Annotated in this window: 18 protein-coding genes and 2 tRNA genes; 6 read left to right on the top strand and 14 right to left on the bottom strand. The window is 45.9% G+C overall.

Features of this window, described 5'->3' with window-relative positions:
• Nucleotides 1-136 precede the first annotated feature (136 nt).
• Together uspB and ftnA are read right to left on the bottom strand one after the other, a co-directional pair.
• Nucleotides 137-460, bottom strand: coding sequence for a universal stress protein UspB (gene uspB, locus A136_RS13315; RefSeq protein ID WP_004735557.1), 324 nt, complete (start codon nt 458-460; stop codon nt 137-139).
• Nucleotides 461-528: 68 nt separating this feature from the next.
• Complete coding sequence (gene ftnA / locus A136_RS13310; protein ID WP_004735556.1) at nt 529-1,056, bottom strand: non-heme ferritin; 528 nt, start codon at nt 1,054-1,056, stop codon at nt 529-531.
• A 189-nt stretch (nt 1,057-1,245) separates the two neighbouring features.
• Here ftnA and uspA point away from each other — a divergent pair, with 189 nt between their 5' ends.
• Nucleotides 1,246-1,680, top strand: coding sequence for a universal stress protein UspA (uspA, locus tag A136_RS13305; protein ID WP_017060149.1), 435 nt, complete (start codon nt 1,246-1,248; stop codon nt 1,678-1,680).
• Nucleotides 1,681-1,732: 52 nt separating this feature from the next.
• Nucleotides 1,733-2,611: a carboxylate/amino acid/amine transporter gene (locus tag A136_RS13300; protein ID WP_017060148.1), complete on the top strand. Its 879-nt coding sequence runs from the start codon at nt 1,733-1,735 to the stop codon at nt 2,609-2,611.
• A gap of 112 nt (nt 2,612-2,723) precedes the next feature.
• Here A136_RS13300 and A136_RS13295 read toward each other — a convergent pair whose 3' ends face one another.
• The 3 genes from A136_RS13295 to A136_RS13285 all read right to left on the bottom strand — a co-directional run bounded on the left by A136_RS13295 (nt 2,724) and on the right by A136_RS13285 (nt 7,470).
• Complete coding sequence (locus A136_RS13295) at nt 2,724-3,314, bottom strand: hypothetical protein (RefSeq protein ID WP_017060147.1); 591 nt, start codon at nt 3,312-3,314, stop codon at nt 2,724-2,726.
• Between the two features lie 141 nt (nt 3,315-3,455).
• On the bottom strand, nt 3,456-4,235 hold the full coding sequence (locus tag A136_RS13290; protein WP_017063046.1) for a class I SAM-dependent methyltransferase: 780 nt from the start codon (nt 4,233-4,235) through the stop codon (nt 3,456-3,458).
• Nucleotides 4,236-4,347: 112 nt separating this feature from the next.
• The gene (locus A136_RS13285; RefSeq protein WP_017063045.1) at nt 4,348-7,470 is read right to left on the bottom strand and encodes an EAL domain-containing protein; all 3,123 of its coding nucleotides are present in this window, start codon (nt 7,468-7,470) and stop codon (nt 4,348-4,350) included.
• A 126-nt stretch (nt 7,471-7,596) separates the two neighbouring features.
• On the opposite strand from A136_RS13285, the gene asnC reads away from it, so the two are divergent.
• On the top strand, nt 7,597-8,061 hold the full coding sequence (gene asnC, locus A136_RS13280; protein ID WP_008218581.1) for a transcriptional regulator AsnC: 465 nt from the start codon (nt 7,597-7,599) through the stop codon (nt 8,059-8,061).
• Nucleotides 8,062-8,152: 91 nt separating this feature from the next.
• Here asnC and prlC read toward each other — a convergent pair whose 3' ends face one another.
• Complete coding sequence (prlC, locus tag A136_RS13275) at nt 8,153-10,195, bottom strand: oligopeptidase A (RefSeq protein ID WP_017063044.1); 2,043 nt, start codon at nt 10,193-10,195, stop codon at nt 8,153-8,155.
• Between the two features lie 280 nt (nt 10,196-10,475).
• Here prlC and A136_RS13270 point away from each other — a divergent pair, with 280 nt between their 5' ends.
• From A136_RS13270 to A136_RS13260, 3 genes are all read left to right on the top strand, one after another.
• On the top strand, nt 10,476-11,315 hold the full coding sequence (locus A136_RS13270; protein ID WP_017063043.1) for a 23S rRNA (adenine(2030)-N(6))-methyltransferase RlmJ: 840 nt from the start codon (nt 10,476-10,478) through the stop codon (nt 11,313-11,315).
• Between the two features lie 187 nt (nt 11,316-11,502).
• Nucleotides 11,503-12,858 (top strand): glutathione-disulfide reductase, encoded by a 1,356-nt coding sequence (gorA, locus tag A136_RS13265; protein ID WP_017063042.1) that lies wholly within the window; start codon nt 11,503-11,505, stop codon nt 12,856-12,858.
• Nucleotides 12,859-12,988: 130 nt separating this feature from the next.
• Nucleotides 12,989-13,240 (top strand): DUF6482 family protein, encoded by a 252-nt coding sequence (locus tag A136_RS13260; RefSeq protein ID WP_017063041.1) that lies wholly within the window; start codon nt 12,989-12,991, stop codon nt 13,238-13,240.
• A gap of 92 nt (nt 13,241-13,332) precedes the next feature.
• Here the strand turns inward: A136_RS13260 and A136_RS13255 are convergent, their stop codons facing one another.
• The 8 genes from A136_RS13255 to A136_RS13220 form a co-directional block, all read right to left on the bottom strand.
• Nucleotides 13,333-14,574, bottom strand: a complete 1,242-nt coding sequence (locus A136_RS13255) for an NADH:ubiquinone reductase (Na(+)-transporting) subunit B (RefSeq protein ID WP_017063040.1) — start codon at nt 14,572-14,574, stop codon at nt 13,333-13,335.
• 198 nt (nt 14,575-14,772) lie between these two features.
• Nucleotides 14,773-15,735 carry an SPOR domain-containing protein gene (locus A136_RS13250; protein WP_017063038.1) on the bottom strand — a complete coding sequence of 321 codons (963 nt, stop codon included), beginning with the start codon at nt 15,733-15,735 and terminating at the stop codon, nt 14,773-14,775.
• 187 nt (nt 15,736-15,922) lie between these two features.
• The gene (locus A136_RS13245; RefSeq protein WP_017060135.1) at nt 15,923-16,861 is read right to left on the bottom strand and encodes an ABC transporter permease; all 939 of its coding nucleotides are present in this window, start codon (nt 16,859-16,861) and stop codon (nt 15,923-15,925) included.
• A 2-nt stretch (nt 16,862-16,863) separates the two neighbouring features.
• A complete protein-coding gene (locus tag A136_RS13240) occupies nt 16,864-17,841 on the bottom strand; it encodes an ABC transporter permease (RefSeq protein ID WP_008218600.1) in 978 nt (325 codons plus the stop codon).
• A 178-nt stretch (nt 17,842-18,019) separates the two neighbouring features.
• Nucleotides 18,020-19,573, bottom strand: a complete 1,554-nt coding sequence (locus A136_RS13235) for an ABC transporter substrate-binding protein (protein ID WP_017060133.1) — start codon at nt 19,571-19,573, stop codon at nt 18,020-18,022.
• Nucleotides 19,574-19,667: 94 nt separating this feature from the next.
• Nucleotides 19,668-21,395, bottom strand: coding sequence for a dipeptide ABC transporter ATP-binding protein (locus tag A136_RS13230; protein WP_017063037.1), 1,728 nt, complete (start codon nt 21,393-21,395; stop codon nt 19,668-19,670).
• An 890-nt stretch (nt 21,396-22,285) separates the two neighbouring features.
• Nucleotides 22,286-22,362: transfer RNA gene (locus tag A136_RS13225), tRNA-Pro, on the bottom strand.
• Nucleotides 22,363-22,417: 55 nt separating this feature from the next.
• Nucleotides 22,418-22,493, bottom strand: a tRNA-His gene (locus A136_RS13220).
• Nucleotides 22,494-22,536: the final 43 nt, after the last annotated feature.

The following is a 22,536-nucleotide window of genomic DNA, read 5'->3' as shown; positions in this document are numbered from 1 at the left end:
CGGCAATTTTAAACTTTGCAATTGATGTTCAATTGTACAATTTGCAGACAGCAGCAAAACCACTACTTGGCTTAGCGAACCAACAACCGAAGCTTTACACCAAAACCTAAACTCTACTTCACACGTACTAAATAACTTAGACGATGAAAGAAGACAGCAACGTTACACCCAGCAGAGCGGAAGAAAGTATAAACAACTGTCTTACGCGATCACACTTCGACATAAACACTTCGTCGTGATGATGGTGGTACTCTTTGCTTTTGATGTAACTAAACAAGCGAACCTGCTTGGTCATATTGCCATGAGTTGTGAAGAATCCACCTCCGTCTACTTGTTGATAAAGTAGAGGATGTGCTTCTCGCATTATATAAATGAGTGTTCTTAGCGCAGTAAAATATCGCGCCCAGTTCACGCAAGTCACAACCATTAGTGCAAATAGAATAGTGTCGCCGCTGATCATCCTTTCCTCCCTACATCTTCATAAGAAAACTCAAAAGAAAAAGATAATCAGTGTCTTTCCCGTACTACCTAAACGGCAGGAGCTTCCATAATTGAAGATGAACCATCTTTTGCCAATTGCGCTAGGTCTTTATCAATAAAGAACAGTGCTTTACCGTCTTCACCAACAAGCTCTAGCTTATCCAATACACCTTTAAACAACTTCTCTTCTTCGTGTTGCTCTGCAACGTACCATTGCAGGAAGTTAAAGGTTGAGTAATCTTGTGTGCTGAAAGCAACGTGAGCCAGTTTGTTTATCTTTTGAGTAATCATTTGCTCATGTTCATAAGTTTCACGGAACACAGCACCAAGGCTATCAAATTCATGTTTTGGCGCTTCAATCGCACCTAGAATTGGCATTGCACCTGTTTCACTTACGTAAGTGAAAAGACGCTGCATATGTTCCATTTCTTCTACTGCATGAACACGCAGAAACTCTGCTGCACCTTCAAATCCTTTGTCTTCACACCAAGCACTCATTTGTAAGTATAGATTGGATGAGAAAAATTCTAGGTTAATTTGATCATTCAGTTGCTCAACCATAGTTTTTGACAGCATTTAAGACTCCTAATTACATCCTCAATTTTCTCTACTATATCACTATTTAATGAATATCTCGCAGGCCATTAGTTAACCAATATTTCGAGCTGTCATTACGCAAGACAGTGGATATGAGATCACTTCAGCAAAAAAAACCATCGCATAGTGCTAATCTTAAATCAGACAATGAATAAAGGAGGTAGCGATATGAGTTACAAACATATTTTGGTCGCGGTCGATTTATCAGAAGACAGCAAATTAATTGTGGATAAAGCGGTAGCATTGGCTAAGCCATTGGAAGCCAAAGTCTCTTTTATCCATATCGATATTAACTACGCAGAGCTGTATACCGGCCTGATTGATATCAACATGGCCGAAACCCAGCACAACGCGATGGAAGCGTCTCGTATTCAGCTGCAAAATTTTGCGGAGCACGCCCAATACCCGATCACCCATACCCTAGTAGGCAGTGGTGATTTGAGTCATGAGCTGTGTGACACCATCAACGAGTTCAATGTTGATCTCGTGGTTTGCGGTCACCATCAAGACTTTTGGAGCAAGCTGCTCTCTTCAACACGCCAACTGATCAACGCCTCTCCGGTTGATATGCTGGTCGTGCCTCTAAGAGATTCAGAAGACTAATGATTTAAGGTTAGGTAACATACAGCTCATATCTTATTAACGAAGTTTTACTATGAGCTATTTAGCTGGTGTTACCCTCCTATGGGCCTTCTCCTTTAGCCTGATCGGCGTTTACCTTGCGGGTCAGGTTGATTCTTGGTTCTCTGTTTTAATGCGTGTTGCCCTTGCCGGCGTCGTATTTCTTCCTTTCCTAAAGTTTCGCGGCGTATCGCGTAAGCTGATCGCTAAATTGATGGCAATTGGTGGTATCCAGCTTGGCCTGATGTACTGCTTCTACTATCAATCTTTCTTACTGCTATCCGTTCCTGAAGTCCTTTTGTTTACCGTTTTCACGCCAATTTACGTCACGCTTATTTATGACTTTCTCAAAGGGCAATTCTCTCCGTGGTACCTAGTGACAGCGGCAATTGCAGTATTGGGCGCGGTATTCATTAAGTTCGCAGGTATTAACGAAAACTTTTTAGTCGGCTTCCTCGTCGTGCAAGGCGCGAACCTGTGCTTTGCTATTGGTCAGGTGGGCTACAAGGTGGTGATGGAGAAGGAATCGACCGAGTTGCCTCAGCGAACCGTATTTGGTTACTTCTACTTAGGGGCGCTATGTGTCGCGTCAGTGGCTTTCATGCTACTAGGCAACCCAGAGAAACTGCCCACCACCACACTTCAATGGGGAATCCTGATCTACCTTGGCTTGATTGCGTCGGGGCTGGGTTACTTTATGTGGAATAAAGGCGCGTGCATGGTGAATGCTGGCGCGCTGGCAGTGATGAACAATGCCTTGGTTCCTGCTGGTCTGGTGGTGAATATCCTGATTTGGAACAGAGATGTCGATTTGGTTCGCTTGTCTATTGGTGGCGCCGTTATCTTATTCTCTTTATTCGTCAATGAGACGTGGGTGAAGAAGCGCGTAGCAAGATCCGCAAGCAACGCTTAGCTGATTTGAACGAGCTACATGAGTCAGCTCGGATAACCCCAAAAAGCAAAAGAGCGACCTAAGGTCGCTCTTTTTAAATCATCGCTGTAGCAATAAACCATTCAAATCAACTTCAGTGGATTTGATTGTGGCTCACTACCTGAGTCTTGGTTTCAGTGAAGGCAACATCATCAAGTTGTAGGTTGATTCGTTCCAATTCACTTTCCAGCTTCTGACTTTTCTTAAACAGCTTTTGCTGCTTCTTAATCATCTTCGCCAGTTTCTTATTGTACTTCTCTTGTTTCTTAGCCGCTTTCTTCGCTTGTTTGAGTTCAGCTTTCTCATCACCGCTCGCCTTCGCCATCAGTTTTTTCAGCTTGGCTTTTTTCTGTGCGGCTTCTTTTTTGGCAAGCTCAGGGGCCATATCAGCGGCGGCTGGATCGAACATTTGTACGCTCGGTTCAATTGCCTCGTTGATTTCCGCAAGCGACAGTTCTGGTGCAGGTAATGTTTCCGCTAGCAGGCCGCATGCGACTTTCTCTTCAACGGGTTTGTTTTGACAACCAAGAGGTGGAATTGCGGTGGGTTTGCATAGATTCGCTTGATCCGCCGAAGAACGCGCGCAAGAACGACACACGAACTTAGGTTCAGTCACCAAGCTGTGGATCTCGCCCAAGTGTTCGGTGATATCTCGACGGTTTAACTTACAAAAGCGTTTAGCCATGCTTCAACTCCAGCTAAGAATAATAATGATTCTTAGTTAGATATACATCTGTAACGCGACTATCGCAAGTGTTAAATGGCAATTTATCGTATTTATGACGGGAAATTTTCTTAGCGTGTATCTAAGTTATTGATGCTTCAATTAAGTCATTGATGCTTTCACATAGACGTCAAAACGGTTCTTTTTGGTTTCGATCGCCATGCTCGGTTTTTGCTCGTCTAACCAAGCTGCGTAATCCGGTCTTTTAACCACAACTCGCTTCGATGCCAACTTCATCGCTGGCTCAAATAGGCCATCAGCATCCAGATCGGCACCCACCAAAGATTGGAATACGCGCATCTCTTTTTTGACCAGAGCCGATTTCTTTTTGTTCTCTGGGTGTGGGTACATAGGGTCGAGGTACACCACATCAGGTTGTTCAAAGTCAGGATCGTTACTGAGCTTGTCTAAAGCATCGTGACTGGATGCGTGAATCAACTTCATGCGTTCAGTTACCCAACCACCGATATCTGGGTCTTGTTGCGCTCGCTGCAAGCCATCATCAAGCAGTGCGGCCACAACGGGGTGACGCTCGACCATTTGCACCTTACAACCTAGAGAAGCCAACACAAACGCATCGCGCCCTAAGCCTGCAGTACCATCAAGAATAGTTGGCGTTGCGCCTTTGTTTAAACCAGCTGCTTTGGCAATCGCCTGACCTTTACCACCGCCAAACTTACGTCGGTGACCAACTGCGCCTCCCACTAAATCAACAAAGATAGCGCCAAGCTTGGGCTCATCGACTTTACGTAGCTCAAGTCGCTCACTAGTCAGTACCAAAGCAAAATCGCTGCTTTCATCATGAGATAAGTTCCAGCGGGTCGCTAAGTCATTCAAATGATCGATTTGGGTAGCATCTTCGCAAATCAGTTGTAGTTGCAAGGTCGTCTCCAACAGACAGTAGTATTCAAAACAAAAGAGGCAACCAGTTTACCTGATTGCCTCAACAATACATATTAGCGGTGAAAAGTATTCCCAGCTAAAGTCGGCTTACCTAAACCAATGGCTCTGTCTCTCGCTCTTGTCTTAACTCTTCAACAAGCTCTGCGAGTGGCTTAGGTCGCCCTATGATGTAGCCCTGCGCGTAGTTCACACCCAGTTCGATAAGCTTGTCGATAATCTGGGTATTTTCAACGAACTCAGCCACGGTGTGCTTGCCCATCTGCTTGGCAAGATCATTGATCGAGCGAACCATCACATGGTCCATCTCATTCACATCAATATCACGTACAAACAAGCCATCGATCTTCACAATATCGACAGGCAGCTTTTTCAGATAGCCAAATGACGATAGCCCTGAGCCAAAATCATCCAATGCAATCATGCAGCCAAGCTCTTTGATTCGAGTGAAGAACTTGATCGCCTGCTTCATGTTACTCATGGCCGCTGTTTCGGTGATCTCTAAACAAATCTTATGACACGGTATCGATGAATCGCTCAGGCTATCTATCAAAAATTCGACAAACTCACGGTTACCCATCGAGTGACCGGAAAGATTGATTGAACACATCCCCAGTTCCTCAATAACCTCAGGGCGTTGCTCCAACCAACCCAAGGTTTGACTGACGACTTGGCGGTCAGTCAAATGCGCGATGTTATAACGCTCTGAGGCTGGCATGAAGATCCCCGGGGAGATGTATTCCCCTTGGATGTTCTTGATGCGGACCAAGATTTCAAAGTGCATTTTATCGCTGTCTTCATCTAGGCCAAGAATTCGCTGCGCAAACAACTCTAAGCGATCGTTAGCCAAGGCCTCATGCACTAGGTTAACGCACTCCATCTCAAGATGGCGACGACGCAGGTCTTCATCATCTTGATGGTAAAGATGATAGCGATTGCGACCTTCTTCTTTAGCGGCATGACAAGCTGCATCCGCCTGAGCGTGCACCATCTGTGGTGAAGCTGCTGTATGGTCGATCAATCGAATACCGATAGAGCACGTCAGGTTGAGTCGAATATCATCCCACAAGAATGGATTCTCACTCATCATCGAGATAATACTGCGACACACATTCACCGCATCTCGTTCAGTACAGTCTTTCATCAGCACAGCAAACTCATCACCACCCATTCGCGCTAACACCGCATTGTAAGGCAGTACGTCTTCTAGCAGTTTGGCGCTAAACAAGATCGCAGCATCACCCGCTTCATGTCCTGCGGTATCGTTCAGCACTTTCAGCTGATCCAAATCTAGGAACAACATTGCGTGAGTTCGCATGTGGCTCTCAACCTCTTTCAGCGCCTTTTGCAGCTCTTGCTCAAAGTGGTTGCGGTTAAAGGTGTCAGTCAGTAGGTCATAGCGAGCCTGATACTCTAGCTTTTCAGAAAGCTCGTGCGTTTCGGTGATGTCTTCACCCACAATCAACAGCTGATCAGACTCCACCAACGGGCGGATATTTTCACGAATCCAGCTCTTGCTGCCGTCGGCATGGCGATATTCGATATCACGACGCCACACACCACGAATCTTATGCTGAGGTTGCAGCAAGATATGACGAGGAATCATCGCGTTCTCATCAACATAGAATTCTCTAGGGCGATGGCCCAACAACTGATCGAGAGGGTATCCCAAAAGCTCTTCGGCAAACTGGTTCACTTGTTGAATGCGATTATTGCCATCGAGCGTAATCATCATCACCGGCTGTTTGTCGTAATACAGCTTCAAGTTTGCTTCACGTTGGAACAGCTTATTCTCAGCAAGCTTACGTGAGGTCACGTCGCGCGCCTCAAAGAGAAACTGAATGTCTTCGTCTTCACTGCCCGGCATCGGCTTCAATGAAATATCCAACACCATCGCACCGCGATCTCGACACCACACCTCGGCTTCAAATCGTAAGGCTGGGTGCTCACTTTTTGCGATGAAATATTCGGCTAGCACTTCTCGCGCAGAACTTTCCCAATGTTGGTGTTGTTGCAGCGGCGTTCCCAGTTTATAGCCTTGATTATAAAGCAGCTCATGTAACTTGCTGTTACTCGACAGCAGCACGCCACCCTTATCAATGATGCCCATAAATTGCAGGCTCTGATCAAATATCGACTCCAACAGTCGTTGGCTTTGGCGACTTGCACGTTCGCTCTTCTTCAGACGGTTAAGGTAATACACCAACACCGCGATAACACACGACATGCTCAAGAACATTAAACCGATGGTGCGAATTTCATCGCGATAGCGCATTAAGAATGACTTCGGCTTATTGAGGAAGGTTACTGAGGCTTCATTCTCTGCACCCAAATCCCAACGTGAGATCTGTTGGTAATCGAGTTTGATTTCTGGCGCGCCAGCAACCACTAATGGCAATGGAGCCTTAGGATTGTTCAGCACGCTCAACAGCACGCGCCCCGTGTCTCGACCTTGCGTTTCTCCACTGTGGATCACGCCACCAATCGCACCAAACCCAAGTCCTAAATCATGCACAATATACAATGGCATCTGAGTTTTTTTGTTGAGCTGACGCCAGTCTTCTTTGCTGCTGACCCGACCATTGATGTCGCGGTAGTAGGCCCAGAACAACAAGCTTTTAGTTAGATCAGCGCGTTGCGCGAACGTCATCAGTTCTTGATAAGAATCAGGCGTATATTGCTCCACCATCCCAGAAAACTCAGGGCGTTTTTGTAGAAATAAATCCACTTGAGCGCGAATCGCTTCACCCGTTACCGAGTGATCGGTAACCACGTAAACTTTTTTAACCGTCGATTGAAGTCGATTGATCAGCTCAATATTGCTCGCCATATCAATATCTTCAGTGATACCGGTTGCGTGCAAGCCTTCAATCATTTGCGGAGAAAAATTGTTGATGCCACCAAAAATAACGGGCGTGCCATTGAGTTCGGGCGCTAAGCGTTTCATCAGATTGAGGGCGTTATTATCACTGACGACTACAGCGGCAAACTCTTCATGCGACAGCTTAGTGCGGTATAGCTGATAAATTCGCTCTAAGTATTCAGCGTTTTGAGTTCGCTTGGTATCGAGATAAACAACCCGGTAAGATAACCCATCGCGATCGAGCTCATCAGATAGTCCTTTATGGAAATCATCTGTCCAGAAAAAGCCTTGATGATAAGAGTGAATAACCAACACATCTTTTGCCTGAGCTGAAGCAAAAACACTCCAACACATCACAATAAAAAATAACGAAAATCGCACTGAATTCACCCTAACCCTATAGTTACTGCTAATATTATCACCCTTGGCTATGATGTGTACTCAAGCCGGTATGTTTTTCATTCAACCTAAGGATTATGCATGTCCACAACCACAGCTCGTCTAGATGATCTAGACCGTGCCATTCTCAAAACCTTGATGGAAGATGCACGAACTCCTTACGCTGAAATGGCAAAGCAGTTCGATGTCAGCCCTGCGACGATTCACGTTCGCATCGAAAAGATGAGATCGGCAGACATTATCGAGCGAACGGAAGTTGTGGTAAACACCAAAAAACTGGGTTACGACGTGTGTTGCTTTATTGGCATCAACCTTAATGCTGCCAAAGATTACCACTCGGCGATCGCTAAGCTGAATGCCTTAGACGAAGTGGTTGAGGCGTACTACACCACTGGTGCTTACAATATCTTTGTAAAGCTGATGTGTAAGTCGATAGAAGAGCTGCAGTTTGTATTGATCGATAAGCTGCAAGCGATCGATGAAGTTCAGTCGACAGAGACACTGATTTCATTGCAGAACCCTATCAACCGCAATGTGAATCCATAACATTGATTCGCCTTGCTTGGCATAACGCACAGACAAAAAAAGAGCCTCTAACTAGAGGCTCTTTTCGCAATAAACTAGATAGTTACCGTGATTATGCGTTGATTCCCGCGTGGCGCAGCATTGCGTCGATTTGTGGCTCACGACCACGGAAGCGTTTGAACAGCTCCATTGGCTCTTCACTGCCACCCATTTCAAGGATGTTGTTCAGGAAGCGATTACCCGTTTCAGTGTTGAAGATACCCTCTTCTTCAAATGCTGAGAACGCATCTGCCGATAGCACTTCTGCCCACAGGTAGCTGTAGTAGCCCGCGCTGTAACCACCAGCAAAGATGTGACCAAAGCTGTGTGAGAAACGGTTCCAATCTAGGCTTGGCAGTACCGACACCTTAGACTTAACATCCGCTAGCGTTTCTAGTACGCGAGCACCCACTTCAGGGTCGTATTCTGTGTGTAGCGTGAAATCGAACAAACCAAGCTCTAGCTGACGCAGGATAAACATCGCAGATTGGAAGTTCTTCGCCGCTAGCATCTTCTCTAGCATCTCTTTTGGTAGCGCTTCACCCGTTTCGAAGTGACCAGAGATGAACGACAGCGCTTCTTCTTCCCAACACCAGTTTTCTAAGAACTGACTTGGTAGCTCAACCGCATCCCAAGGCACACCATTGATACCCGCAACTGCGCCCGCTTCTACTTGCGTTAGCATGTGGTGGATACCGTGGCCAAACTCGTGGAACAGAGTCACGACTTCATCATGAGTAAACAGTGCTGGCTTATCACCAACTGGCTTGTTGAAGTTACACGTTAGGTAAGCGACGGGCGTTTGTAGCTCGCCAGATTCAGTAATACGACGACCACGACAGTCATCCATCCAAGCGCCACCACGTTTGTGCTCACGTGCGTATAAATCTAGGTAGAAGCTACCGCGCAGTGCACCTGTCGCATCAAAGATATCAAAGAAGCGCACAGAGTCATGCCATGTGTCGACACCTTCACGCTCTGTTACCGACATACCAAACACACGGTTAAGCACCTCAAACAGGCCTGAAACCACATTCGATTCAGGGAAGTATGGGCGAAGCTCTTCATCAGAGATCTCGAACAGGTTCTGCTTCTGCTTTTCGCTGTAGTAAGCGATGTCCCATAGGTTTAGCTCAGAAACACCAAACTCTTTCTCTGCAAACTGACGCAGCTCTTCAACTTCACGCTCACCTTGTGGTTTTGCTTTTACTGCTAGGTCGTTCAGGAAGCCAAGAACCTGATCTGGCGTCTCAGCCATCTTAGTCGACAGTGATTTTTCGCTGTAAGTACTGAAACCAAGCATGCGCGCGATCTCGTGGCGCAGCTTAAGTTGCTCGGTGATGATCTCAGTGTTGTCCCACTTACCTGCGTTTGGACCGCGATCTGAAGCGCGCGTTACGTACGCTTCATAAAGCTCTTTACGCAGTTCTTGGTTATCACAGTAGGTCATCACAGGTAGGTATGATGGGATATCTAAAGTCAGTAGGTAGCCTTCTTGCTCTTTAGACTCAGCCGCCGCTTGAGCTGCCGCCAGTGCTGATTCAGGCATACCTGCCAGCTCAGCTACGTCTGTGATCTGCTTGCTCCAACCCATGGTTGCATCAAGCACGTTATTTGAGAATTGAGAGCCTAACTCAGACTGGCGCTTGCTGATCTCGCCGTAACGATGCTGTTCATCTGCAGGTAAGCCAATGCCCGACAATTCAAAGTCGCGCAGTGCGTCGGTAATAGTTTTTTGTTGAGCTCGGTTCAGTGCAGAGAATGCTTCACTCGCCTTGATCGCTTTATACGCTTCGAACAAGCCTTTGTGTTGGCCAACCCAAGTGCCGTATTCAGATAGCACAGGTAAGCAGCTCTCATACGCTTCACGCAGTTCGTCACTGTTCACGACAGAGTTCATATGGCTTACAGGTGACCAAATGCGACCTAAACGATCATCCACTTCTTCAATTGGAGCAACTAGGTTGTCCCAGCTTGGTGAAGTATTACCTTCAAGTACTTGTTCTATCTTGTTGCGACACGCTTCAATCACTTGCTCAACTGCAGGCTTTACGTGCTCTGGCTTGATCTGTGAAAACGGAGGTAAGTCCGTGAAGGTTAATAGCGGATTAGACATATAAACATTCCTTTGGCTTTAGAGACTTTCGTCTTTTTTGTAATGAGGTCGTCTTACAGTCATCAGGCTCAGGTTCGCCCTAAAAAAATCACCTGCGAATAGTTATTAAATAGTGCCCAATAAGGCAAATTTCAATAGTAGAACCAATAACTAACCACATATTGCGAACGACTGTTCCTGAATTGTTCGAGAATTTATGGTCCATTGAGGGTTATAATGGTCTGATTAACCCCACCTACACTAACCACACTCTAAATCGAGAGTGTTACGAGAGTTTAATTTGTTAAGTTATCGCCACAGCTTCCACGCAGGTAACCATGCCGACGTAGTAAAGCATATCGTACAGAGCCTTATTCTTAATTCTTTGAAACAGAAGGATAAGCCTTTTGTTTATCATGACACTCACTCTGGTGTAGGTCGTTACGACTTAACGCATGAATGGTCTGAAAAAACCGGTGAATACAAGCAAGGTATTGCACGCGTTTGGGAACAACAGAATCTTCCTGAAGACATTCAAAGCTACCTTGAGTCTATCTCAACACTAAACAACGGCGACAAGCTGCGCTACTACCCAGGTTCACCACGTGTTGCACGTGCCCATCTGCGCGACCAAGACCGCATGGTACTGACTGAGCTTCACCCAGCCGATCACCCGCTGCTTGAGCAAGAGTTCCACCGTGATCGTCAGGTATCTATCTACAAAGAAGATGGTTTTAAGCGCTTAAAGGGCAGCCTGCCACCAAAAGAACGTCGTGGTTTAGTACTGATCGACCCGCCTTACGAGCTGGCAAAAGAGTACCGTGATGTCGTGACTGCAATCGCTCAAAGCCACAAGCGCTGGGCAACCGGTATCTACGCAATTTGGTACCCGGTAGTAAATCGCTGTGATATCGAAGATATGATCGAAGGTCTCGAAGGCTTAGGCATCAACAAGATTCTACAAATCGAACTTGGCGTATCACCAGACACCAACGAGCGTGGCATGACGGCATCAGGCATGATCGTGATTAACCCGCCTTGGAAGCTAGAAAGCCAAATGAAAGAGATTCTTCCATTCTTGAAGGAAGCAATTGCGCCAGCGACCGGTCACTTCAAAGTAGAGTGGATCGTACCCGAGTAATCTCGAGTCCACATCATAGACTGAAGAATCTTCAACAGACTGTGATGTGGACGAATAAATTTTAAACAGGGAGATTGAGTTCAACCGATCTGCCCTCAATATAATAATTAGACAATTTAAGAATCTATAGGACGTAGGTATCCAGTGCTCTCACTGTGACTACAACCTTCAATAAATGGAGAAAGTAATGGCGACTCATTTTGATTACATCTGTATCGGTGGCGGTTCAGGCGGCATCGCATCGGCTAACCGCGCAGCTATGCACGGTGCAAAAGTTGCACTTATCGAAGCTCAAGACCTTGGTGGTACTTGTGTAAACGTTGGTTGTGTTCCTAAAAAGGTAATGTGGCACGGCGCTCAAGTCGCTGAAGCAATCAACCTATACTCTGAGGACTACGGCTTCGACGTTGAAGTAAAAAGCTTTAACTGGAGCAAGCTGATTGAAAACCGCCAAGCGTACATTGGTCGTATCCACCAATCTTACGACCGCGTACTAGGTAACAACAAAGTAAACGTAATCAAAGGCTTTGCTAAGTTCGTTGATGAAAAGACAGTTGAAGTGAACGGTGAACACTACACAGCAGATCACATCCTGATCGCGGTAGGTGGTCGTCCAGCAATTCCAAACATCCCAGGTGCAGAATACGGCATCGACTCAAATGGCTTCTTCGACCTAATGGAGCAACCAAAACGAGTTGCGGTTATCGGTGCTGGCTACATCGCAGTTGAGATCGCAGGTGTACTAAGCGCACTAGGCACAGAAACACACTTGTTCTGCCGTAAAGAGTCTCCACTACGTAGCTTCGATCCAATGATCATCGAAACGCTAGTAGAAGTAATGGAAGCAGAAGGTCCAACACTTCACACGCACTCAGTGCCTAAAGAAGTAGTGAAAGAAGCAGACGGCACACTGACTCTACACCTAGAGAATGGCAACACTCAAAACGTTGACCACCTTATCTGGGCTATCGGCCGTCACCCAGCGACTGACGCTATCAACCTAGCATCAACTGGCGTTGAGACAAACGACCGTGGCTACATCAAGGTAGACGAGTTCCAAGCGACTAACGTTCCTGGCATCTACTGTGTTGGTGACATCATGGAAGGCGGTATCGAGCTAACTCCTGTAGCGGTTAAAGCAGGTCGTCAGCTTTCTGAGCGCCTATTCAACGGTCAAACTAACGCGAAAATGGACTACAACCTAGTTCCTACTGTTGTATTCAGCCACCCACCTATCGGCACGATTGGTCTAACGACTCAAGAAGCTGAAGAGAAGTACGGCAAAGACAACATCAAGGTTTACACATCGGGCTTCACTGCGATGTACACAGCAGTAACCAAGCACCGTCAACCTTGTAAGATGAAGCTAGTATGTGCTGGCGAAGAAGAGACTGTCGTTGGCCTACACGGCATCGGTTTCACGGTTGATGAGATGATTCAAGGCTTCGGCGTTGCAATGAAGATGGGCGCAACCAAAGCAGACTTCGACTCTGTTGTGGCAATTCACCCAACGGGCAGCGAAGAGTTTGTTACCATGAGATAATCAACGTCTTAGTTGAGCTCTCTTTAGAAGCAGGCCTTGTGCCTGCTTTTTTTATGCCCGCTTTGAACCTTGGTTCTCGATTCGACGTAACACAAATATCCACCTATCTAGATCAGCAATGGAGTTTGTGATGAATCTACTAATCGAATCATTTGAAGGCGGGATCTACTTGGCTTACCAAGTTATTGGCGGGCAAAAGCAATTAATTAAAGATGACCACCAGCATCCTATGAAGTTTTTGAGTGTAAACCAAGCACGCGATCATTTTAGTGACCAAGGCGTAGCATCAGCAATGTTGGTTCATAACAGCGCCTACGACGAGATGTGCGGTGAGCATTGTGGTAGCACACAGCCTTTCGAGATTGATTTGAAGTGGAGTTAAATCAACCTCAAATCAATCGCGATAAAAATTGAAAGGCTTGCATCAATGCAAGCCTTTCTTATGGGAGTCACTTTCACTTTTAATCACCTAGATTAGCGCGATGTCCGTTTAAGTCTTCGTTTAATGTTCTGCTCTTTCACTACAAAGTCGAATAGCGGAGCGAACAGGTTGGCGAACAAGATAGCCAGCATAATGCCCTCTGGGTAGGCTGGATTGAGCACTCGGATGCCGACCGTCATCACGCCGATCAAAATCCCATAGGCCCATTTACTCTGATTGGTAAACGCGGCAGATACTGGGTCTGTCGCCATGAAGAAGGTACCAAACGCTACACCACCCAACACAAAGTGCCAGTAAAACGGCATCGAAAACATCGAGTTAGTATCCGACCCTATCCAGTTCAGTAAACTCGAGGTCGCCACAAGCCCAACAATCACACCGGCGACAATGCGCCAAGACGCTATCTTCATCACAATCAAAATCAACCCCGTCAGCATGATCAGCAGTGACGACACCTCACCCATCGAACCTGGAATATTACCGATAAAGGCATCCATCCAGGTGATCGCCTCGCCAGTCATGTTATTGATGAGTGACGTGCTGCCGCCTTCATACCATTGACTCAGCGGTGTCGCGCCTGAATAGCCGTCAGCGGCAACCCACACAAGCCCACCCGACATGTTGGCTGGATAGGCGAAATAGAGAAACGCGCGGCCTGCAAGGGCTGGGTTCAAGAAGTTTCGTCCTGTACCACCGAACAGCTCTTTGGCGACAACGATACCAAAGGTGATACCTAAAGCGGCTTGCCAAAGCGGGATGGTTGGCGGAAGAATGAGTGCGAATAGTACCGAGCTAACAAAGAAACCTTCATTCACCTCATGTTTTCGTACAACGGCAAATAAAACCTCCCAGAAGCCACCTACCACAAACACCGTGGCATAAACGGGTAGGAAATAGAGTGCACCAAGCAACATCTGACTTTCCCAGCCACTTGCCACCAATGACTGCGCATCACCAAATGCCCACGACAGACGCCAGCTGCTTTCAATAACCGAGGCAAGTTCGTTAAGTTGATAGCTGGAGGTTAATGCGAGGACGCTTTGGTGTCCGACGTTATACACCCCCCAGAACATTGCCGGGAAAGTCGCCAGCCATACCAGAATCATGATGCGCTTTAGGTCAATGCTGTCACGAACATGGGTTATACCGCGGTTTACGTTTCCGGGTGTATAGAATATTGTCGCGAAAGCTTCATACACTGGGTAGAGCTTTTCGTACTTCCCTCCGGCTTCAAAGCGTGGAGCCACGTCTTCTAATCGTTTCTTTAAACTCATAATCTCAATCACCTTATTACTTGAGTTATGGTTTTCTACGCATCAGCCGCGCTATTTGAACAATTTTTAACGATTTTTAATCAAATTCGTCTTGAAGAACGAGTGTCTAAAAGTCGAACCGATGTTGAAAAAGAGAGGCGTATAAACAACAAAGCCCCAGCAATGGCTGAGGCTTATTTGGTTTGGTAACGGTCGTCGTTACTTAACGCACATCACATTAAGCAATGAAGAACCTTTCAACTGGTTGACGTTACCGTTGGTAAACAGACCTTTCTTATCTGCGCCCCAATAAGGGAGATGCATTGGCCAGTTCTGTTTTTCCATAATCTTTGAGCTCAAGATGCTTTGCCATTGCTTCTCACTCATCAGCTTCATGTTGACCTGATTACACACCAATTCAGCGCTATCGTAATCTAGGCGGCTCCAAGGCTTACCTTGCTCCATGTAGAACTGTTGTTGATGATCTAGAAGGTAAGGAATAGCATATTGGCTACCCGCAATGTCTGCTTTCACGCGAATCTCGATCTCTAGATCATTGTCTGAACTCGCGTTACCGCTTGGTAGCGTCTGAATTGCTGCAGCGCTCGCTACCGCCGCCACTTGCTTAGTAGCCACAGGTTTCGGTGCAGGCTTAGCTTCTACTTTTGCAGGAGCCTTGTGCGTCACCGCTTTTGGCTCTGCTGGTTTTGCCACAATAGGCTGTGATGAGGTTTTCGACTTATCGACCATACGAATAAAGGCTTCACCGTAACCAGAAACCTTACGCACCTGAGCTAGGTCTTTTCTCGCATCAGAGAAGGTAGAATAAGGTCCGATTAAGCAACGGTAGTCTCCGCCTTCCGGCTTCATCCAAACGTTGGTCGAGATCTTCTCATACAAAGGCTTTGCTCGGCTCAGTGACAAAGGCTTGTTCAGCAGGCCACATTGAACCCAAAACAGTTCGTTATCTGAATGACGTTTTGGTGCTTTACTGCCCCACACGCCCTTACCGATCGGACATGATTGCTCTAGCTGTGGTAATTGGTTGGTGCTTGCCTGAGTTGCATCACATAGAACCGACTCTGCATTCACTTGGCTCGATACCAAAAGAGATGCAGCGATAAGTCCCATACGATAATTTCTCGTCACAGCACGACATACAGCATTCATTGTCAATTTCATAACCACCACTTAAACCCTTGCGGGCTAATTATTACCGAATCTATGTCGATAAAACATGAATTCCATTTTAACTATTATTGACACTGTCAATAATACTAAGTTCCAGATCCATTAAGCAAAAAAAGAGCCGTAATTGCTTACGGCTCTTAATTTAGTGACTTTTTTTACTAAAAATCAAACCGGGCTATCACCCTTTATAAATTTTCGGGTTAAACACGTCACGTAACCAGTCGCCTAATAGGTTAATAACGAGAACCAATGTTACCAAAAGCACACCTGGGAATGCTGTGATCCACCATGCTCCTGAGAAAATGTAGTTAAAACCAGTACTGATCAGGGCACCGAGTGATGGTTGGTCTACCGGAAGACCTAAACCTAGGAAAGAAAGTGCCGCTTCTGACATGATGGCATTTGCCACCTGTACCGTAGAGATAACCAAAATCGGTGATAAACAGTTAGGCAGAATATGGCGGAACATGATGCGAGGCGCTCTAAAGCCCATCACACGTGCCGCTTCTACGTACTCTTTCTTCTTCTCTGCCAATACCGATGCACGAATCGTACGAGCATACTGCGGCCATTCAGCAATACCGATGATCACCACCAGCATAACAACCGCATATTGCGCGTAGAAGTCACTACCGAAACTCGCCTTAAAGATGGCCGAGACAATGATCGCAACCATCATGGTTGAGAACGAAAGCTGAACATCGGCAAAACGCATCAGGAAGCTATCAATACGACCACCGAAGTAACCTGCAGACAAGCCAATGATGATACCGAGAGTCAGCTGAAGACCTACCGCTAGGAAACCGATCGTCAATGACAGACGCGAGCCGTAAAGCATCGTAGATAAGATGTCACGACCCTGCTCATCAGTACCCAGTAGGAAGCGTTCTTCGCCGTCTTCCATCCAAGATGGTGGCAACTCAGAATCCATGATGTCGATAGACGTCACGTCATACGGGTCTGTTGGCGCTAGAATAGGTGCCGCTAATGCCATAACAAGGAAAGCTGCAAAGATAGCGAAGCTCACCATTGCCACTTTGTCACGTAAGAAGTAGTACAGAATGTCTGACTGCTTGAATCGCTCCCAACGAGATGGAGCTGTTGTTGTTTGTTCCATGATTATGCTCCTTTCCCTGTGATGTTCACTGTTGGGTTAATGATGCCGTAAAGCAGGTCAACAATGGTGTTAGTTACTACGAAGATCAGGCCAACGAAGATAACGTATGCGGTAATCAGTGGTGTATCCACTCGGTTAATCGCTTCAAGGAATAGGAAGCCGGTACCCGGCCACTGGAATACAGTTTCAGTAAGAATGGTGTAAGCCACCATAGTACCGATTTGAACACCGCCTACCGTTAGTACTGGCAGCATTGTGTTTTTCAAAGCGTGTTGGTAGTAAATCTTGTTCAGCGCTAGACCTTTTGCTTTACCAAACTTGATATATTCAGAGCTAAGAACCTCTAGCATTTCAGAGCGTACTAGACGAATGAACAGAGGCAGCATGATAGATGCTAGAGCAATACTCGGCAGCACTAAGTGTGCAAGGCCATCTATCGTTAAGAAACCAGACTCCCAGCCAAACCAGTTTGCGGTCTCACCACGTCCAAACGACGGCAGCCAACCTAACTCAATAGAGAATACATACATCAACATGATTGCGGTTAAGAAAACAGGCACAGAAATGCCGATACTACTGCCCGCCATCACCAGTTTAGTGAAGAAGCTTTTTGGGTGTATTGCAGAATAAACGCCAAGTGGAATCGACAGACAAACAATGATCAGAGAAGCGCCGAACACAAGCTCAAGCGTTGCGACTAGTTTATCTAAGATTACGTCCACAGCTGGGCGTTTAAAGAAATATGAAGTACCAAGATCACCTTGTAGAGCTGCGCCCACAAAGCGAGTGTATTTTGTAATGAAGGGATCATTTAAGCCGAGTTCATCACGCAGCGCTTGACGCTCCGATTCTGAAACAGATTGACCGACTAACTCACGCAACGGGTCGCCCAGGTTATCCTGAATGGCAAACGCCACCAAACTGATCACAAACATCACTATCAGTGCCTGAAACAGGCGCTTGACCAGAAACGTAACCATTCCTTGCCCCTTATCTATCCATGACTATCTAGTCGAAATCCGCGACTAGATAACAAAATTCAGTCTTCAAAAAGGTATTTAGCCAGACTGAAGGAAGACCAAATACCGAAACTTAAATCTATATCTTAATAATTTGAGAGCCTGAAAAGCTTCAGGCTCTCGATTCTAGCAAGCTAGATTATTTTACAACTAGGTCGCCGAAGTAAGGCATAACCATTGGGTTTACTACGTCTGCTGCACCTACGTTAGACTTCGCGCCCCACGCTTCACTTTGCCAGTGTAGCGGTACGAATGCTGCGTCGTTGTAAAGTGTTGCTTCAACGCCTTTCAGCATTTCAGCACGCTTAACTGGGTCAGTTTCAGTGTTAGAAGCTTCTACGATCGCATCCATTTCTGGGTTTGAGTAGCCAGAACAGTTGTATTGACCACGGCCAGTCTCTTCGTTACGAGTCATAGTTAGGAACTCGTTGAAGTTAGCTGAATCTTCTGTATCTGAGTGCCAGCCGATCATCATCATGTCTGCTGAACATAGGTCAAACTCAGGCCAGTACTGTGCTTTAGGCATAGTTTTTAGATCAACTTTGATACCAATCTTAGACAGCATTGCCGCAGACGCTTGCGCTACTTTCGCATCGTTCACGTAACGGTTGTTTGGAGCCATCATAGTTAGCGTAAAGCCATCTTCGTAGCCCGCTTCTTTCATCAGCTCTTTCGCTTTTTTCAGATCGTAACGAGGAACTAGGTCTTCGTTGTGACCCGCGTAGCCTGTTGGGCTTTGCTGACCAGCTGCTGTTGCGAAGCCTTTCATGATCTTCTTAACGATACCTTCGTTGTTGATTGCGTGAACAATCGCCTGACGAACGCGAACATCTTTAAGTGCTTCGTTGCTGTTTTGGTTCATTTGGAACGTGATGATACGAGTACCAGGTAGCGTCACTAGATCGATGTTCTTAGCGTTTTTAACACGCTTGTGATCGTTTGGTGCTACTGGGTGAATCATATCAACGTCGCCAGAAAGAAGTGCTGCAACACGTGTCGCGTCTTCTTTGATTGGCACAAGTGTTAGCTTGTCTACGTTGCCTTCAGTTTCTGTGTCCCAGTAATCGTTGAAACGCTCGAACGTTACTTTAACGCCTTGCTCACGCTGCGTTACGATAAATGGACCAGTACCTGAAACGTTAGTCGAAGCAAACGAGTTACCGTGCTTAACTAGCTCAGACTTGTCTTTACCTTCCGCTGTTTGGCCAGAGTAGAACTTGCTGTCCATTGGGAAGATGTAAGTTGCTGTTTGTAGTACTAGTGGGTAAGCCGCTTTTGATACTAGCTCAACTGTGTAGTCATCCACTTTTACCATTTTTTCGTATGGCGTGAAGATAGACTTAAAGTCTGGAGAAGCTTGTAGACGTTCAAAAGTCCACACAACATCATCAGCAGTCAGTTCGTTACCAGAGTGGAATTTCACACCTTTACGTAGGTTGAAGCGGAAAGTCGTTTCATCAACACGCTCCCAGCTAGATGCTAGGCGGCCTTCAAAATCCATCTCTTGAGTGAAACGTACTAGAGGGTCAAACACCATGTGAGACATTTGCAGTGTGCCACCAGACAGCTGCTCGTGCGGGTCAAGTGATACTGGGTCAGCTGCGTAGCCAACGGTAATATCTGCTGCTGCTGCACTAAAGCTTAGGCCAGCTGCCATTAAAGCTACTGCTAATTTGCTTTTCATGGTTTTCATTGCATAACTCCTTCATGCGGGAATCCAGATCCCTAGTTGTTGTATTTGCGTCTGTTTATTGTTGTTAGCAAGCTAAACTCCAGCCTGCTGATTTTTATACCGCGGCTTGTGCCACTGCTTTTTCTTCTCTTAAGCCTGTAAATTCAGGCATTAAAGAAATCAGTTGTTTGCTGTATTCATGCTGAGGTGATTGGAACAGCTGCTCCGTTGGCGCAACCTCCAATAATGTCCCCATCTGCATCACACCAACACGGTCACACATTTGGCGAATAACCGGTAGATCGTGACTGATGAACAGCATGGTTAGGTTTAGCTCGTCTTGTAAGTCTTTTAGTAGGTTAAGAATCTGAGCCTGTACCGACACGTCCAGTGCCGATGTTGGTTCATCACAAATCAAAAGACGTGGGCGAGTCGCCAAAGCGCGAGCGATAGAAATACGCTGACGTTGACCACCTGAGAATTCGTGTGGGTACTTCACCCCAGCCATTTTGCCTAAACCCACGTGCTCTAGCAGGTCGTTCACGATCTGACGAGCTTCATTTTCGTTGCGAGTAAGCTTATGGAATCGGATAGGTTCAGCAATGATGTCGAATATCTTCATTCGAGGGTTCATTGATGTGTAAGGGTTTTGGAAAACCATCTGCATTTGACGACGCATAGGGCGACGTTCTTTTTCAGATTTCAGACCAGTAAGATCAACGCCTTCAAACGTTACCTTGCCTGAGTTTGGTGCGTACAAGCCAGCAATCACACGAGCAATCGTTGATTTACCTGAACCTGATTCACCTACTAAACCAAACGTCTCACCTTCATGCACTTCAAAGCTCACGTTGTTTGATGCTTGAACGTACTCACGACGGCTCTCAAAGAAAGAATCTTTGGTAGTAAAGCGTAAGTTTACGTTCTCAACGTTCAACAGAGGGCCAGTGTAATCACGGTGATCTTGGCTTTGACCTAACCAGTGGTTCTTAACATCCAATGGTTCCATCTCTTGTGCTTCTTCGATGTAGCTAACAAGAGGGAAACGATCGAGTTTGCGATCCGAACGAGGAACCGCAGAGATAAGACTGTGTGTATATGGGTGCTCAGGAGTACCCAGAACTTTCGCTGTTGGGCCAAACTCAACTAAGTCACCACGATACATAACGGCTACGCGGTCGGTAACGTTAGATACCACGCCCATGTCGTGCGTGACCAACATGCAACCTACGTTCTTCTTAATACATAGGTCGCGAATCAAACCCAAGATCTGGTCTTGGATAGAAACATCCAGTGCTGTTGTTGGTTCATCTGCGATGATTAGGTCAGGTTCACCTGCCAATGCGATCGCGATAACCACACGCTGACGCATACCGCCAGAGAATTGGTGAGGGTACTGCTTTAAACGGTTTTCTGGTTGTGGGATACCCACTTGGTTCATCAAGTCTAATGAGCGCTGGTAGGCTTCTTGATCCGAAACCTTCATGTTGGCATGAATCGTCTCTTTTAACTGCTGTTCTACTGTGAATAGAGGGTTAAGAGAAGTCATTGGGTCTTGGAAGATAAAACCAATCTTTGAGCCGCGAACAGAACGCATCTGTTCAGGAGATAAACCAGAGACTTTTTCGCCATCCAGAAATACCTCGCCGCTAGCAATGCGGCCAGGAGGGCTCAGCAAATCGATCACAGCATTACCTACTGTTGATTTACCTGCACCAGACTCGCCTACAACACCAACAATCTCACCACGTTCAATGTTGAACGAAAGTGATTTAACTGCGGCGTGAACTCCATGACGAGATGGGTATTCGATACGAAGATTTTTTACTTCTAAAAGTGACATTACCAGACCTCTACTGCTTTGGCAGCTTTCTGCCCTGTCTGCAAAATTGAATCCATTCTTACCAGAATATTGTTCTGATATTTTATACGGTTGACAATTTGGCAAATAATTCACAGAAAAGCAACAAAAATAGGATAAAAAGTCGACATTAAACGCTTAGCAAGCAAAAGTGCCACATAACTATTCACCAAAAGAGCATATAGTAAGAAAAATCAACATTATATTATCGGCAAGAAATACTCACAAACTCCTTACCACTACTTACTTGTAGAGTTAAAGCCGTGCTTCAAAGCAGATCTCACTACCAGTCACTAAAAACAAATAATTATTCCAAAAAACAATTAACACTATAGAAACAAACGCTAATTTTGTTAATTTGAACAAATAAAACAACCAGATAAACATTAATTAGCCATACATTTAACCATCTGTATTATTTTGGTAAATACAAAACAGACAAACGAAAGGCCTAATAAATCAGAGGAGTTTTTGAACGACCAAATGCGTACAAAGCTGTCAAATTCAGGCCTTAGTGAGCAAATTTAGGGTCAGGTTTCACTTTTCATAAAAGTCTTTAGACCAAACCCATTAATATGTCGAATTATTGAGCACTCCATTTATATAAAATTAGATATAGAACTGTACATTTGATAAAGAAAGCAACTCTGTAGCAGCACCATTATCAAGCAGATCGTTAGGAATCTGTCTTATATAAGAAGGGGAGATAGATGTAAGAAGCCCCGTCATTTCTGACGCGGACGGCTAGTTGAGGCTTCTTAAGTGATCAGTGAAGAGACATTCTTTGAACATCAGGCGAACCCCACTCTGTTCAAGTTATCTAAGTTTCAGATGTAAAAAAGCCCTAGTCTTTCGACTAGGGCTTCTTAAGGTGGTCGGTGAAGAGGGATTCGAACCCCCGACCCTCTGGTCCCAAACCAGATGCGCTACCAAGCTGCGCTATTCACCGAGACGTTTCGTTTGATTTCTCAAACTGGGAACTTCAAAGAAGCTACCAAAATTAATGGGGTGGCTAACGAGATTCGAACTCGCGACCACCGGAATCACAATCCAGGGCTCTACCAACTGAGCTATAGCCACCACTAATTTTTTATATAACCGCTTAAAAGCGATTATTGAAATA

The sequence above is a fragment of the Vibrio crassostreae 9ZC13 genome (assembly GCF_000272045.2).
Classification (GTDB): domain Bacteria; phylum Pseudomonadota; class Gammaproteobacteria; order Enterobacterales; family Vibrionaceae; genus Vibrio; species Vibrio crassostreae_C.
Note: the sequence above shows the minus strand (reverse complement) of the source record. Positions and strands in the feature narration are given on the sequence as shown.